Consider the following 13,890-nt stretch of genomic DNA (forward strand, 5'->3'; position numbering starts at 1 on the left):
TCCCTCAGCAATTGCCGGGGGACGAACGAAACTCCCGAGGAAGAACGTCACCCGCTCCACCAATCACTAGAACACGTTCTAGTTCTGTGGCATTGTCGAGTCGTGATACTCGACAGGTTCCGGATGACCGACACCGTTGCCATCGTCACCGGCGCGGGCCGCGGACTCGGTGCGGCGATCGCCATCGGCTTCGCCGAGGCGGGCGCCGACGTGCTGATCAGCGCACGCACCGCCGAGCAGCTCGACGCCGTCGCCGACGAGGTGGCCGCGCGGGGTCGGCGGGCGCACGTCGTGGCCGCCGATCTCGCCGACCCCGACACCGTCGCCGCCCTGGCGCAGGCGGCGATCGACGAGTTCGGCCGCCTCGACACCGTCGTCAACAACGTCGGCGGGGCGCTCCCACGGCCGCTGCTCGACACCAAACCCCACCACCTCACCGACGCGTTCACGTTCAACGTGACCGGCGCACACGCGCTGGTGCGGGCGTCGGTGCCGCATCTGCTGGCCAACGCCGACGGCGGCTCGATCATCAACATCACCTCGGCGGTGGGCCGCACACCGGGGCGCGCCTATGCCGCCTACGGCACGGCGAAGGCCGCGCTGGCCCACTACACCCGGCTCGCGGCGACGGACCTCAATCCGCGCATCCGCGTCAACGGCATCGCGCCCGGGGCGATCCTCACCTCGGCCCTCGACATCGTCGCCGCCGACGAGACCATGCGCACCACCATCGAGGGTGCGACGCCCCTCCACCGACTCGGCGACCCCGCCGACGTCGCCGCGGCCGCGGTGTATCTCGCCTCGCCCGCCGGCGCGTACCTGACCGGCAAGATCATCGAGGTCGACGGCGGCATCGTCACACCCAACCTCGACCTGCCGATTCCGGATCTGTAAGGCTTCACGGCCGTTCGTCGCGGGCGGCCTTCTCGACGATGACGGTGATCCGACGCGCCTTCGTCTCGGGTTTGCGTGCCATGGCGATCTGGGTGAGGGCGGCCTTGCGTGCCCCCGGCGGGAACGCGTCCCAGTGGGCGCGAGCCGTCGGGTTCGCATCCAGCGCGACCGTCAGGTCGGGATGCTCGACGCCGGCCTCGGCGTCGTCGAGCAGGTTCCACAGGCCGCGTGCCTTCGCGTCGTCGATGACGGCCAGGCCGGGTGGCTGCATCCGGCCGGAGTCGATGAGCTCGGCGACCCGTTGTTTGTTCGACGCCGCCCACGCGCTGCCGCGTCCGCGCCGGGTGAACCACATGCCACGACGATGCGCGTCGATCGTGCGGGTGACCCCATCGATCCACCCCCAACACAACGCCTCCCGGACGGCGTCGTCATAGTCAAGGGGTTCGTGGCCGGATTCTTTGCGCCAGAACACAAGCCACACCCCGGACGCCGACGCGTGATGCCCGGCGAGCCACTCCCGCCACGCGTCGATGTGCTCGACGAGCAGTTCCGGGGCGTCGGGGTCGGCCATCCACTCACCCTATCCACAGTGCGATAGCCCGGTAAGGTTGTGACGTGGACCAATTCCTCCACTTCGCGGGCGACTACTGGTGGCTGATCTTCCCGGTCGGCGGCATCGTCGGCGGCTGGGCCAACCACGTCGCCCGATACAACGAGAAGCGCCGACGCGACAAGATCGAACTCGCGCGCATCAAGGCGACCGCCAAGGCCGAGGAACTGCGCAGCACCCGTGCCGACAAGGCCCAGGTGACGAAGGTTCTCAAACGACACGACGAGATCAACGAGAAATGGTTCGCCTACGAACTCGACCTCGCGACGCTCATCGAGTTCCCGATGCTCATCGACATGCGTGAACCGCTCACCCTGGCCTTTCATCAGGCCAAGGTGCGCGCCGACGACATGCGACCCGCACCCGGTGAAACCCTCGATCCGGAGACCTTCGCCGAGTACCGCGACGCCGTCGGTGTCTATGCCGCGTCCTTCGACGCCGCCGAGCGTGAGGCGCGACGCCGCAAACAATCGGACTTCTCGCCCATCGAGCGCGAATCCCTGGACCGCGCACGCAAACTCATCTCCGTCGCCGCCGACGCCGCAGCCACCCCGGCCGAGCGGCAGGCCGCCTACCGCAAGGCTCGAGCCGAGCTCGACGGCCTCATCGACGTGCCAACGCCGGCCGCCGAACAACTCGAACGCGGCATTGCAGGCGAATTGGAGCGCGGCCAATCCTGACCGGGCCGCGGGACCCCGGATGGGCCCCGCAGCCGGTCGGTCACGAGGTCGGCTGGGTACGCCGGGTCGGTTCCAGCGACTTACACGCGGCCAGGGCCTTGGTCCAGGTGGCCTGATCGACCCCCGGGGGCGCCGTCATGGTGTGCTGACGAGCCGGGGGAGTACCGCCGCCCGAACCGCTCTCGGGTGCCTGGCCGGGCGCACCCGAGGGCGCTCCGGCCGGTGCACCCGACGGCGGCGTCCCGTCCTCGGACCGTCGCCGCATCCCGTTGTGCGCCGGCATGGTGACGCCGTTGTTGGCCATGCACTTGTCGAATGCCGCCATCTCGGTGGCACGGGTCGAGCCCGCGGTGGTGGAGGTCGACGACGCCGACGAGGACGTGGCGGCGGCGTTGGTCGGCGTCGACGAGCTGTCGGTCGACGAGCAGCCCGTCAACACCGCGGCGAGCACCGCGGCCCCACCCACGCCCATGGTCACCAGACGAATCTTCATGAAAACCCCATCTCGGTCTTTCGGATCGCCGCATCCGTTGCGGCGGTGATGATCCTGTGTACCGGGGCTTCTTGGTAGTCGGCTGTAGAGGCGCTAGCAGTCTTCTGGCCGGGGCTCGATCAGTCGGTGTCCAGCGCGCCCGCGAACTGGCTGCGGTAGAGGCGACAGTAGGCGCCCTGGGCCGCCAGCAACTCCTCGTGATCACCCTGTTCGACGATGTGCCCGTCCTCCATGACGATGATCGTGTCGGCGTCGCGGATCGTCGAAAGACGATGGGCGATCACGAAACTCGTGCGATCGGCCCGCAGGTTGGCCATGGCTTGCTGGATCAGCAACTCGGTGCGGGTGTCCACCGAGCTGGTTGCCTCGTCGAGGATCAGGATCGTCGGTCGCGCGAGGAAGGCACGGGCGATCGTGATGAGCTGTCGCTCACCGGCACTCACGCCACCCCCCTCGTCGTCGAGGACGGTGTCGTAGCCGTCGGGCAGGATACGGACGAAGTGGTCGACGTGGCTGGTCATCGCCGCGGCCATGACCTCCTCGCGGCTGGCGGTCGGGTCGCCGTAGGCGATGTTGTCGTAGATCGTCCCGCCGAACAGCCACGAATCCTGGAGCACCATCCCGGTTCGCTCACGCAGGTCGTCGCGCGTCATCGCGCGAGTCTCCACACCGTCGAGGCGGATCTGCCCGGAGTCGACGTCGTAGAACCGCATGATCAGATTCACCAGCGTCGTCTTGCCGGCGCCGGTGGGTCCGACGATCGCGACCATGTGCCCGGGACGCGCCACCAGCGACAGGTCCTCGATCAGGGGCTTGTCCGGCAGATAGCGGAACGCGACGTCGTCGAACTCGATGCGGCCCTTGTCCTCCGACGGACTCAGCGGCTGCGCCGGATCGGGGGTCTGTTCCTCGGCGTCGAGGATCTCGAAGATGCGCTCGGCGGAGGCGACGCTGCTCTGCATCAGGTTGATCATCGAGCCGATCTGGGTGAGGGGCTGGGTGAACTGTCGCGAGTACTGGATGAACGCCTGCACCTCACCGAGACTCAGCGATCCCGACGCCACCCGCAGGCCGCCGACCACGGCGACGGCCACGTAGTTGAGGTTGCCCAGGAACATGATGGTCGGCATGACCATGCCTGAGATGAACTGTGCACGCCAACTCGACTGGTAGAGCTTCTCGTTGCGTTCGTCGAAGGTCTGCTCGACCTCGCGCTGCCGACCGAACACCTTGACCAGTTCGTGCCCGGTGAACGCTTCCTCGATCTGGGAGTTGAGCTTTCCGGTCGAGGACCACTGGGAGATGAAGTGCGGCTTGGACCTTCGGGCGATGATCGTGGTCGCGGCCACCGCCAGCGGAACCGTCACCACCGCGATCAGCGCCAGCAGCGGCGAGATCCAGATCATCACCACCAACAGTGCGATGACCGTCAGCACCGAGTTCACGAACTGGGAAATGGTCTGCTGCAAGCCCTGTGACAGGTTGTCGAGGTCGTTGGTCACCCGGCTCAGCAGGTCACCGCGTGGGGTGGTGTCGTAGTAGCGCAGTGGAAGCCGATGCACCTTCTGTTCGATTTCGGCACGCAACTCACGCACCGTGTTGACCACGATGACATTGAGAATCCGGAACGCCAACCACGACAACAGGGATGACGCCACGTAACAGATCAGCACGATCAGCAGCGTCCAGGCGACGGTGGTGAAGTCGATCCCGACGCCCGGGGTCAGGTTCATCGCCGACACCATGTCGGCGAAGGTGCCCTGCCCGCGCGCACGCAACCCCTCGACGGCCTGCTCCTTGGTGATCCCCGACGGCAACGCCTTGCCGATCGCACCGTCGAAGATGAGATCGGTGGCGTGGCCCAGAATGCGTGGTGCCGCCGCGAGGAGGATGACCGACCCGACGATGGCGGTCAGCACCGTAGCCATGCGCCACCGATAGGCCATCAGTAGGCGCACAAGACGTTTCATCGATGCCCCGAACGACTTGGGCTTCTCCAGGACGGGGCCTGCGGCCATTGGGCCGCGGCCGGGACCCGGGCCGCCTGCGGGGCGGGTCATGCGGGTTCTCCGATCGACAGCTGCGAACGCGCGATCTCGGCGTAGGTCTCGCAGGAGGTGAGCAATTCGTCGTGGGTACCGAGACCGACGACGTGGCCGCGGTCGAGGACGACGATCTGGTCGGCGTCGACGATGGTCGAGATGCGTTGGGCCACGATGATCACCGCGGCATCGGCGGTCGCGGACCCAAGGGCAGCACGCAGTTTCGCGTCGGTGGTCAGGTCGAGTGCGGAGAACGAGTCGTCGAACAGATAGACCGACGGCCGCCGGACCAATGCCCGCGCGATCGCCAGACGCTGGCGCTGTCCGCCCGAGACAGTGGTACCGCCCTGCGCGATCGGGGTGTCGAGTTGCTGGGGCATTGCGGAGACGAAATCGGTTGCCTGCGCGATCTCCAGTGCCGCCCACACCTCCTCGTCGGTGGCGTCGGGTTTGCCGTGACGGACATTGGTGGCCACCGTCCCGGAGAACAGGTAGGGCCGTTGTGGAACCAGCCCGATCACCGACCGCAGCTGATCGGGATCGAGCTCGCGGACGTCGGTGCCGCCGACGCGCACCGCGCCCTCGGTGACGTCGATGAGTCGTGGGACCAGGCCGAGCAGCGTGGTCTTGCCCGAGCCGGTGGACCCGACGACGGCGGTGGTGGTACCCGGGCGCACCTCGAAGGTGATGTCGGACAACACGTTCTCGTCGGCTCCCGGATACCGGAACTGCGCGGCGTCGAACTCGACCGAGGCGGGATCGCCGGTGAACCCGACCGGGGTTTTCGACGGTACGACCGACGTCTCGGTGTCGAGGACCTCGCAGATGCGTTCGGCGCACACCGCGGCGCGCGGCGCCATCATCGCCAGGAACGACGCCATCATCACCGACATCATGATCTGCATGACGTAGCTCATCATCGCCGTCAGTACCCCGATCTGGGCGCTGCCGTCGGAGACCGCGTGACCACCGAACCAAATGATCGCGACAATCGTCACATTGGTGATCACGGTGACCGATGGGAACATCAGGGCCATCATGCGGCCCACCCGCAACGACGCGTCGCTCAACTGGTCATTGGCGACGGAGAACCGTTGCATCTCATGGCGTTCGCGCACGAACGCCCGCACCACGCGGATACCGGTGATCTGCTCACGCATGATGCGGTTGATGGCGTCGAGGCGCTCCTGCATGGCGCGGAAGCCAGGGATCATCCGGGCGATGATGAAGCCCATCGTGATGCCGAGGATCGGCACGGCGATCAGCAGTACCCACGACAATCCCGGCGCCACATGGACGCCCATGACGATGCCGCCGATACACATGATCGGTGCCATCACCAGGATGGCGGTGCTCATCACGAGCAGGAGTTGCACCTGCTGCACGTCGTTGGTGGTGCGTGTGATCAGCGACGGTGCGCCGAAGGTGCCGACCTCGCGCGCGGAGAACGAGTTGACGCGGTGCAGCAGATCGTGGCGGATGTCGCGGCCGGCGCCGAGCGCGGCCCGCGCACCGAAGTACTGGGCGATCAGCGTGCACACGATCTGGACGACGGTCACCGCCAGCATCCACGCGCCGATCCGCAGGATGTAGCCGGTGTCGCCCTTGGCGACGCCCTTGTCGATGATGTCGGCGTTGAGTGTGGGCAGATACAGCATGGCCACCGTCGCCACGAGTTGCAGCAGGATCACCGCGGTGATGTGCGCTGGGTAGCGGGACAGGTAGGTCCGGATCAGACGGGTCAGCATGGGGCGATCACCTGATTGACGGTAGCAACGCCGACGTTCTCTCGGCGAACGGTTTGCCGTGGCGTCCGATCAGTTCACGACTGCGGTCCGATTTGCCGCTGTCGGCGGTCTCGACGTGGCACGCATCGAGGTCATGATCGTTGTCCACGATGCGCTCACGGGTGTGTGCCAGACCCATGGATGCTCCGTATCGCGGAAACATCCTGATCGGTCGTCGCGACGCCGCGTGGGCGGAGATGAAATGTCCGCGTCCTTCGTTCTACGCCATGGCCATTCAGTGGCCGTGGGTCGATTCTCTCACCGCCGTCAGTACATAGTGCACGAGTCAGCTGGATGAGAGCGATTCCCGGCGGGCGGCCGGCGATGTGCTGCTTGCATCTGGTGCCGTCGTCAACGACACCGATCTCGTTGATCAACCATGCCGCCGCCGCCGAACGAATCTGGTTTCAGCAGTTCCGGGGCGGACTCGACGCCGCCGCCTGCGACGGGTATGCCCAAGATTCGTCAGCATCGCGTATGTCAGAGCTCGCGCCCGTGGTGGTGTGGGGCAGCAGGGACACGCGAACCGCCGGCAGCGTCCGGGCGTCCTGATGCCTCGTCGACGTTGACGGTGAGTGCCGGCGCGGCCGACCCTCAGGCGACGGAGGAGCCGAACACTCGACCGCATCGCGACACGGTGAACAGCGCCAAGTGACCGAGTGACAGCAGCACTGCCATGGACACGAGCACGGTGAGTGTGATGACCACGTAGATCGCCGACAGGCCTTTGCCGAGAACGTCTCTCGAGGTCATGACGGCAAGTACTCCTCGCTCCAGCTGACCGAGACGGCGCCGCCGGCCACGAGCTTCTTGATCGCGTCGTGGGCGAAACCGACCGACCGTAGCACGTCATTCGTCGACGTGCCGTACTTCTCCGTCGGCGTGGGAGCGAGCACGCCGGCTCGCGAGGGGCGTACGCCGATCGGGTCGAGTTGTGTGACTGCGTGGCCGCTCGGATGGTCGGCGAATCGGGAGAACGCGTAGCTGCTCCCCGTGCTGGTGCCGACGGTACCGTCCGCCTCGCGGGTGTACGCCGCTCGCAGGCTGCCCATGTCGACACACCGCGCGACCGCGACATCGATGCCGCGCAGCGCCTTCTCCCACCACGCCGAATCGGCACGGAGGAAGGCGGCTTCCAAATACGTCTCCCGCTCCGCCTCGGATACCTCGGCGAGGCTGTCGAGCCCGGTGAGGGTGGCCAGTCGAGGAAGGTCCTGCTCTGTCGCCGCGATCATGATCACCTGGCCGTCTCCGGCGGTGTACAGCCGTTCGAGCGACCCATAGCCCCTCGCCGTTGGACCACTGGGCTCGTCAAACGACCCTCTGCCGGGGAAGGTGTGAAAGAACGGCATCTGCGCCAGACCGGTCAGGGCCGCCAGCGAGGTCCGGGCCCGTTCCGCGTGACCGGTCACCTCGCGGTGGAACAGCGCCGCCCCGATCCCCAGCGCTGCGGCGAATCCGCACATCACGTCGATGGTGCCGACGTGTGCGTGCTCCTCGGGCGTCGACATCGATCCCCCGAATCGGAGCATGATGCCGGTCGCGGCCTGGATGAGGTCGTCGTAGCCGAGATACTCGGTACGCCGTCCTCGGCGAGTACCGCTGAAGCAGTCCAGCTGACAGAAGACGGCACGAGGATTCAAGCGGTGCAACGTATCTCGGTCGAGGCCCAATGAGGCCACCTGCGGGTCTGTGGCATTCCACACGACAACGTCGACGCAGGCGACCAACTTCTCGAGCACCTCTCGCCCCTGCTCACTGCGGAGGTCGACAAGCACGGATTGCTTTCCCCGCCCGTGGGTCATGCCGAACACCACGGTGTTCCACGGGTCGTAGAGCGGCTGTGCCGGATCGATCTTGATGACATCGGCGCCGAAGCGGGCGAGGAACCCGGCGGAGTGCGGGCCCGCGATGACATTGCACAGATCGAGTACCCGCACCCCGTCGAGCCAGAGGTCGGCGCCCGCAGCCGCAGACGCCCGTTCGGGACGGATCACGCGCTCGAACTCGTTGAGAGCCTCATCGACGGTGCCCCATCGGCGCGGGCGAGGCGTCGCGCTGAGATCGGCGCTGTCGCCCAGCCAGACCATCGGGCCCGGTTGCATCATGGTCCCGTACTCCGGGTCGGCGACGGGGATCGCCAGATGGGCTTGCTGCACATGAGGATCGGCGATCCACTCCTCGAGCCACTGTTGTGACGCGCCCGGGAACTTGCCCTCACCGAAGACACTGTCCCATTCGGCGGCGGTTCTGGTCAGGAACACCTCCTTCATGCGCGCGGCGATCGAATCCCGCGCAGCCATCACCGAGGCGCACGACCTGTACGAACACACGCTGATCGGCTATGTCGAATCCCTGCTCGACGTACCCGCCCTTCGTCTGCTCGACGAGCTGGTTCCCGACCATCGCACCCGCATCCAGACGAACAACCTGGCCGGTCAATGCGAGGCCTGCGCCGCCGGGCTCGGTATCGCCGTGCTGCCCGAGTACCTCGGCAGCGCGGATAGACGTCTCACCCGTGTGCTGGCACAGCAGGTCTCGCTCAAACGGTCCTACTGGCTGGTCGTACCGCGTGAACTACAGCGACTTCCCCGGATTCGCGCCGTGTCGAGCACACTGCGGGCGGCCGCGGCGGCGCACGCCGACCCCACCACCTGACACGACGTCAGTGCACCCACGCCGTGCGGTTCTGTTGCGCGGCCAGGAGACCGGCGTGTCTCGCCATGGTGGGTACGCCGAACGCGCTGGACCGTGGACTTCGCCCCGAAGGCGGCAAGATCCTCGTGACGCGCGCGTCGGGTGGCGCGGGCATCGTGGCGGCTGACCTGCTGGCCAAACTCGGCTATGAAGTGGTGGCTTCCAGCGGCAAGGACCACGCCCGCGACCTGCTCACCGAACTCGGCGCCGCGAAGGTGTTCGGACGCGCGTGCCCGGGCCCCGACGTGAAGGTCAAGCCGCGCGGCAGCGAACGTGGGCCATGGCACTAACGACCTTAAACGCTTGCATGTTGTTCGTCACCGCCGATCAGGGACCGGAATGATGCCCTAGCAGGCGTGTGGTGTGATCAGATCGTCCGTCGGGTGGCGCGAAGCACGACGTCGACGACATGGTGGGTACTGGCCGCACCTGGGGGCCGTGGCCGAGTCTCGTGGACTTTGATGTGCCAGGTTTCTGGGTCGGCGGTGAGCGCGGCGGCTATCTCATCGATGCCGACGAACGCCTCGGCGTCGTAGATCCGGGTCTGGGTCGCCACGTCTATCGGCTCGAGCATCGGGGTGAGGTCGTGGTGCACGACCAGGAGCGTGCCGCCGAGGGCAACGGCATCGAGCAGGTTACGCAGACCGCACTGGTCGGGCGTGCGCTTGAACGAGCCGTACTGCAGCGACACCAGATCGAAGGTCTCGGCGCCGAAGGGCGCCGGGTCGTTGACGTCGCTGCGTAGGAGGTCGATGGCGAGCCCGCGGCGCTCGGCCTCGGCGCGCACTCGGGCGAGGGCGTTGCCCGAGATATCGGTGGCGGTTACCTTCCACCCGTGTTCGGCCAGCCAAAGAGCGTCAGCGCCCTCGCCTGCTCCGACGTCGAGGGCTCGGCCGGATGTCAGGCCGGTGACCTCGTGGACGAGCGTGCCGTTGGGGTTGGCGCTCCAGGCTCGATCTGCGCTGCCGTAGCGGTGATCCCAATCGGCTTGCTCACCGGAGAGCCGAGCGGCGTTGCGCAGGTCCTCCTCGGCGAGACTGAAGGCGATCATGGCTCCGACCTGGCTGCCTTGTGCCGCCGAGGGCAGCACTTGCAGGCTCGGGTCGGTGACATTGCCGGCCGCGTAGACCCCGGACACGGTGGTTTCACCGCGCGGGTCGACCGCGAGGACGTCGCCGGCGCCGGTGGGGTGCGCAGTGGTGGTGAGTCCGATCCCGCCCAGCACCTCGGCACGGGCGTGGAACCGCGAGCCGACCACAACGGCGTCGGCTTCGAGGACGCGACCGTTGCTGAGTTCGACGCCGGATACTTCACCTTTCGGCCCGGTGAGAACTCGGGCCACCCTGTCGCGTTCGATGACGACGCCGGAGGCGTCGAGGGCGTCGATGACCCCCTCGTCGATTCCGTTCGGATCGTGTAGCACGACAGTCAGCTGGTTGGTCAGGTGCCGGAACAGCGGGGTCGGGTGCAGGCTCAACGGTTGGGTGACGATCTGCACCAGGCGCTGGTCGCGGACCTCGAAGCCATGGCAGAACGGACAGTGGACCACGCCGCGCCCCCACTGCTCGGCGAGGCCGTCGATCGCCGGGAGCTGGTCGGTCAGGCCAGTTGCGACGAGAACCCGGCGGGCCACCAGCGTGTGGCCGCCGGTGAGGTCGAGCCTGAACTTGCCGTCATCGCCACGGCGCACACCAGTGACTCGGCCGGTGAGCACCTCCCCGCCGTAGCTGCGCACCTCCGCACGCCCGAGGGCAATCAGCTCCTCGGGGGCTGCGCCCTCATGCCCCAGATAGCCGTGCATATGCGCAGCCGGAGCATTGCGGGGAGTGCCGTCATCGACCACGACGACGCTGCGACGCTGACGCGCAAGCTGCAAAGCCCCGCCGAGGCCTGCGGCTGAGCCGCCGATCACCGCGACATCGCAGTGCCGCTCGATCGTGGGGTAGTCGACGTGACCGCCGTGCTCCGAGCTCTGGGGAGGGGCGGAGTGCTGGCGTTGCGCGGGATTCTCGCTCATATGACCGACCATACGAAGTCAAGCCCATTCAGCAAGCTTGCTTGCCGAATTCGCAAGAAGTGTCAGGATGGTCAGGTGAGCGGAGTCGCCGATGCGCAGCATCAGGGTGATCGCGCCTGCGGAAGATGTGCATCAGGGTGAGTCCCCTGGGGTGGTGGGGTTTCGGGGGTGACGTCAGCTGAGTCCGGTTCGGTCTGGTGCGGCGTGTCGTTGGGGCTGTGGGTGGGCCATCGCGTCGTGGTCAGCGAGTTACCGACCACAGTGACTCACCGTGAGGACACACACGCGATGACCCCCGACCATTCTGCGTTGCTCGCCCAGCTCGATGCACTGACCTCCGCTGATTCCGGATCGATGTTCGCTGAGCTGGTCCGTGCCGGACTACAGGCGTTGATCGAGGCCGAGGCCACCGAAAAGATTGGCGCCGGCCGTTACGAGCGGTCTGCAGAGCGCACGGTGCACCGTAACGGGCACCGAGTCAAGACGGTATCGACCCCGGCCGGGGATGTGTCGGTGAAGATCCCCACGCTGCGATCGGGCTCGTTCTGATCCGTCCCGGTGTTTCCGGAGGGTTCGTCTCAAGGGAGAATGAAACCTATGGCAGTGGCAGGATCGAAGCGATACTCGGATGAGTTGAAGCGCGACGCGGTGGACATGGTCGAGCAGTTGGTGGCTCAGGGGTCCACCGAGTGGGCGGCGATGGGCAAGACTGCGGATTTGCTCGGAGTCGGCTCGGCGGAGACGGTTCGCCAGTGGGTGCGCAAGGCGCCGTCGGGCGCCGCCAGCGCGCCAGCCAAGGCCGATAGCGAGGAGATTCGACGACTCAAGCGCGAGGTGGCCGAGCTCAAACGAGCGAACGGGATCCTGAAGGCGGCGCCGGCTTTCTTCGCGGCCGAGATCGACCGGCCGCACCGCTAATTGTGGAGTTCATCCGCACTCACCAGGGACATCAGGTGGGTGCGGATGGCCTTGTCTGGGGCGTCGATTCGATGTGCGCCGTGCTCTGCGAGCATGGTATTTGCATCGCCCCGTCCACTTACTATGATCACATCAACCGCGGTCCGAGCGCCCGCATGTTCGCCGATGCGCAGGTCATCGATGCGATCTTCGCTTTGCGCCGGAAGCGACCGCTGATGCGGGTTCTGGGTTCACGCAAGACATGGATAGTATTGCGCAGCAGTGGTATTGATGTTGCTCGATGTACTGTTGAACGAGTGATGCGGGAGATGGGATGGCATGGCGCGAGTAAGAAGAAGCGAGTGCGTACGACCATCCCTGATGCGGCAGTGTCGCGGCCGGCGGATCTGGTCGACAGACAGTTCTATGCTGCGGCACCACATCGGTTGTGGGTAGCCGATTTTACCTACTGCCGCACCGAGTCGGGGTGGGCGTACACGGCGTTCGTTATCGATGTGTTCGCCCGCAAGATTGTCGGCTGGAAAGTGGCCTCGGAAATGACAGTGAACCTGGTTACCGATGCCATCAACAACGCGATAGACAACCGAAAGCGTTGCGGTGTAGTTGATTTAACGAGACTCATACACCATTCAGACGCGGGATCGCAGTACACAGCGATTGTGTTCGGGCAGCGGTTGGCCGAGGAAGGCATCGCTGCTTCTATTGGCAGCGTTGGGGATAGCTACGACAACGCGCTCGCGGAGTCGGTGAACTCTGACTACAAGAACGAACTCGTCGACAACCAGCCGCGATTTCACGGTGCGACCGAACTGTCACTGGGCACGGCCGAATGGGTGGCGTTCTACAACCGTGAACGCCCACACAGTTACTGCGACGACCTCACCCCCGACCACGCTGAGCGACTCCATTACGATCACATGCGCACCCTCAATCCGGAGGGGGCACTCACAACCTGAGCTCTCCGGAAAAGCCGGGGTGGATCAACCTCAGCGGCGCTCAGGGCCTGCTGGGGCAGACCGAGGGACGTACCAGCAAGGCCTGACCGACTGGCTGAACTCACAGTCGGCGCAGTTCCGCGACCAGGTCAGCTACGTGGTGATCGATCCGTCGGCCGCCTACGCCGCCGCGGTCACCGACACCTTGCCGCCGAACGCGCAGCTGGTAGTTGATCATTTTCATCTGGTCAAGCTGGCCAACGACATGGTCACCGCGGTGCGTCGGCGGGTCACCGTCGACACCCACGGCCGACGTGGCCGCAGACAGGATCCGGAGTGGGCCAACCGGCGGCGTCTGCTCAGTGCACGGGAACGGCTGTCGGACAGGTCATTCGCGACGATGTGGAACGCACTGATCGACCACGATCCCAGTGGCCAGATCTTGTTGGCCCACATTGCGAAAGATGAACTGCGGCAACTGCTTTCCGCTGCACATCAGGGTGTGGACAACAGCGAGATCCGTCGCCGACTCTACCGGTTCTACATGTGGTGCGCTGATGCCAAGATCCCCGAACTTACCCGGCTGGCGACCACCATCGAGGCCTGGTGGCCGGCAGTCTTGGCGTTCGTGCAGACCGGGCTGACCAACGCCCGCACCGAGGGCTACAACCGGCTCGTGAAACAGGTCGAACGCGTCGCCTGCGGATTCCGCAACACCGAGAACTCACGCCGCCGGATACGATTCCACTGCACCCGCGCCCAGCGGGCCAACAACCAGCAATTCCACTGCTGAGCAGTGCCCGCCTAACTTCGA

15 protein-coding genes and 1 pseudogene are annotated in these 13,890 nt (G+C 66.1%); 8 read left to right on the forward strand and 8 right to left on the reverse strand.

The annotated features are described in order from the left end of the window. The first annotated feature begins 102 nt into the window (after positions 1-102). On the forward strand, positions 103-894 hold the full coding sequence (locus tag J6U32_RS04630) for an SDR family oxidoreductase (RefSeq protein WP_208793749.1): 792 nt from the start codon (positions 103-105) through the stop codon (positions 892-894). A 4-nt stretch (positions 895-898) separates the two neighbouring features. Here the strand turns inward: J6U32_RS04630 and J6U32_RS04635 are convergent, their stop codons facing one another. Next, the gene (locus J6U32_RS04635) at positions 899-1,468 is read right to left on the reverse strand and encodes a YdeI/OmpD-associated family protein (protein WP_208793750.1); all 570 of its coding nucleotides are present in this window, start codon (positions 1,466-1,468) and stop codon (positions 899-901) included. Positions 1,469-1,512: 44 nt separating this feature from the next. Here J6U32_RS04635 and J6U32_RS04640 point away from each other — a divergent pair, with 44 nt between their 5' ends. Further along, positions 1,513-2,187, forward strand: a complete 675-nt coding sequence (locus J6U32_RS04640) for a hypothetical protein (RefSeq protein WP_006369304.1) — start codon at positions 1,513-1,515, stop codon at positions 2,185-2,187. 40 nt (positions 2,188-2,227) lie between these two features. Here J6U32_RS04640 and J6U32_RS04645 read toward each other — a convergent pair whose 3' ends face one another. From J6U32_RS04645 to J6U32_RS04660, 4 genes are all read right to left on the reverse strand, one after another. Further along, positions 2,228-2,680 carry a hypothetical protein gene (locus J6U32_RS04645; RefSeq protein WP_208793751.1) on the reverse strand — a complete coding sequence of 151 codons (453 nt, stop codon included), beginning with the start codon at positions 2,678-2,680 and terminating at the stop codon, positions 2,228-2,230. Positions 2,681-2,799: 119 nt separating this feature from the next. Beyond that, the gene (locus J6U32_RS04650; protein WP_208793752.1) at positions 2,800-4,740 is read right to left on the reverse strand and encodes an ABC transporter ATP-binding protein; all 1,941 of its coding nucleotides are present in this window, start codon (positions 4,738-4,740) and stop codon (positions 2,800-2,802) included. Continuing rightward, positions 4,737-6,470, reverse strand: a complete 1,734-nt coding sequence (locus J6U32_RS04655) for an ABC transporter ATP-binding protein (RefSeq protein ID WP_208793753.1) — start codon at positions 6,468-6,470, stop codon at positions 4,737-4,739. Before J6U32_RS04655 ends, J6U32_RS04650 begins: the two co-directional genes overlap by 4 nt. A gap of 7 nt (positions 6,471-6,477) precedes the next feature. Further along, a complete protein-coding gene (locus J6U32_RS04660; protein WP_208793754.1) occupies positions 6,478-6,648 on the reverse strand; it encodes a hypothetical protein in 171 nt (56 codons plus the stop codon). A gap of 185 nt (positions 6,649-6,833) precedes the next feature. Between J6U32_RS04660 and J6U32_RS27780 the strand changes: the two genes are divergently transcribed. Continuing rightward, positions 6,834-7,061, forward strand: a complete 228-nt coding sequence (locus tag J6U32_RS27780) for a DUF664 domain-containing protein (protein WP_425324140.1) — start codon at positions 6,834-6,836, stop codon at positions 7,059-7,061. 42 nt (positions 7,062-7,103) lie between these two features. Here the strand turns inward: J6U32_RS27780 and J6U32_RS04670 are convergent, their stop codons facing one another. Further along, complete coding sequence (locus J6U32_RS04670) at positions 7,104-7,262, reverse strand: hypothetical protein (protein ID WP_208793756.1); 159 nt, start codon at positions 7,260-7,262, stop codon at positions 7,104-7,106. Continuing rightward, positions 7,259-8,782 carry a CoA transferase gene (locus J6U32_RS04675; protein WP_208793757.1) on the reverse strand — a complete coding sequence of 508 codons (1,524 nt, stop codon included), beginning with the start codon at positions 8,780-8,782 and terminating at the stop codon, positions 7,259-7,261. Before J6U32_RS04675 ends, J6U32_RS04670 begins: the two co-directional genes overlap by 4 nt. Here J6U32_RS04675 and J6U32_RS04680 point away from each other — a divergent pair. Then, positions 8,781-9,167 carry a LysR substrate-binding domain-containing protein gene (locus J6U32_RS04680; protein ID WP_208793758.1) on the forward strand — a complete coding sequence of 129 codons (387 nt, stop codon included), beginning with the start codon at positions 8,781-8,783 and terminating at the stop codon, positions 9,165-9,167. The two genes, J6U32_RS04675 and J6U32_RS04680, sit on opposite strands and share 2 nt — an antisense overlap. 65 nt (positions 9,168-9,232) lie before the next feature. Then, positions 9,233-9,496, forward strand: coding sequence for a hypothetical protein (locus J6U32_RS04685; protein WP_208793759.1), 264 nt, complete (start codon positions 9,233-9,235; stop codon positions 9,494-9,496). 77 nt (positions 9,497-9,573) lie between these two features. On the opposite strand, the gene J6U32_RS04690 is transcribed toward J6U32_RS04685, so the two are convergent. After that, a complete protein-coding gene (locus tag J6U32_RS04690; protein ID WP_208793760.1) occupies positions 9,574-11,223 on the reverse strand; it encodes an FAD-dependent oxidoreductase in 1,650 nt (549 codons plus the stop codon). 288 nt (positions 11,224-11,511) lie between these two features. On the opposite strand from J6U32_RS04690, the pseudogene J6U32_RS04695 reads away from it, so the two are divergent. The 3 genes and pseudogenes from J6U32_RS04695 to J6U32_RS04705 all read left to right on the forward strand — a co-directional run. After that, a pseudogene (locus J6U32_RS04695) lies at positions 11,512-11,769 on the forward strand (transposase); the annotation flags it as partial. A 57-nt stretch (positions 11,770-11,826) separates the two neighbouring features. Further along, positions 11,827-13,097, forward strand: a protein-coding gene (locus J6U32_RS04700; protein WP_208795954.1) for an IS3 family transposase whose coding sequence is annotated in 2 segments (ribosomal slippage) — positions 11,827-12,103 and positions 12,103-13,097 — 1,272 coding nt in all. Because the reading frame shifts where the segments join, the coding sequence is not laid out codon by codon here. Between the two features lie 19 nt (positions 13,098-13,116). Next, positions 13,117-13,869, forward strand: a complete 753-nt coding sequence (locus J6U32_RS04705) for a transposase (protein ID WP_208793761.1) — start codon at positions 13,117-13,119, stop codon at positions 13,867-13,869. Positions 13,870-13,890: the final 21 nt, after the last annotated feature.

The sequence above is a fragment of the Gordonia polyisoprenivorans genome, from assembly GCF_017654315.1.
In the GTDB taxonomy this organism is placed as follows: domain Bacteria; phylum Actinomycetota; class Actinomycetes; order Mycobacteriales; family Mycobacteriaceae; genus Gordonia; species Gordonia polyisoprenivorans_A.

Excerpts from the sequence above, each read along its gene's own strand:
- J6U32_RS04635 (WP_208793750.1), bottom strand. The coding sequence starts at position 1,468 with ATGGCCGACCCCGACGCCCCGGAACTGCTCGTCGAGCACATCGACGCG.
- J6U32_RS04645 (WP_208793751.1), bottom strand. The coding sequence starts at position 2,680 with ATGAAGATTCGTCTGGTGACCATGGGCGTGGGTGGGGCCGCGGTGCTC.
- J6U32_RS04650 (WP_208793752.1), bottom strand. The coding sequence starts at position 4,740 with ATGACCCGCCCCGCAGGCGGCCCGGGTCCCGGCCGCGGCCCAATGGCC.
- J6U32_RS04655 (WP_208793753.1), bottom strand. The coding sequence starts at position 6,470 with ATGCTGACCCGTCTGATCCGGACCTACCTGTCCCGCTACCCAGCGCAC.
- J6U32_RS04660 (WP_208793754.1), bottom strand. The coding sequence starts at position 6,648 with ATGGGTCTGGCACACACCCGTGAGCGCATCGTGGACAACGATCATGAC.
- J6U32_RS27780 (WP_425324140.1), top strand. The coding sequence starts at position 6,834 with ATGTGCTGCTTGCATCTGGTGCCGTCGTCAACGACACCGATCTCGTTG.
- J6U32_RS04670 (WP_208793756.1), bottom strand. The coding sequence starts at position 7,262 with ATGACCTCGAGAGACGTTCTCGGCAAAGGCCTGTCGGCGATCTACGTG.
- J6U32_RS04680 (WP_208793758.1), top strand. The coding sequence starts at position 8,781 with ATGCGCGCGGCGATCGAATCCCGCGCAGCCATCACCGAGGCGCACGAC.
- J6U32_RS04675 (WP_208793757.1), bottom strand. The coding sequence starts at position 8,782 with ATGAAGGAGGTGTTCCTGACCAGAACCGCCGCCGAATGGGACAGTGTC.
- J6U32_RS04685 (WP_208793759.1), top strand. The coding sequence starts at position 9,233 with ATGGTGGGTACGCCGAACGCGCTGGACCGTGGACTTCGCCCCGAAGGC.
- J6U32_RS04690 (WP_208793760.1), bottom strand. The coding sequence starts at position 11,223 with ATGAGCGAGAATCCCGCGCAACGCCAGCACTCCGCCCCTCCCCAGAGC.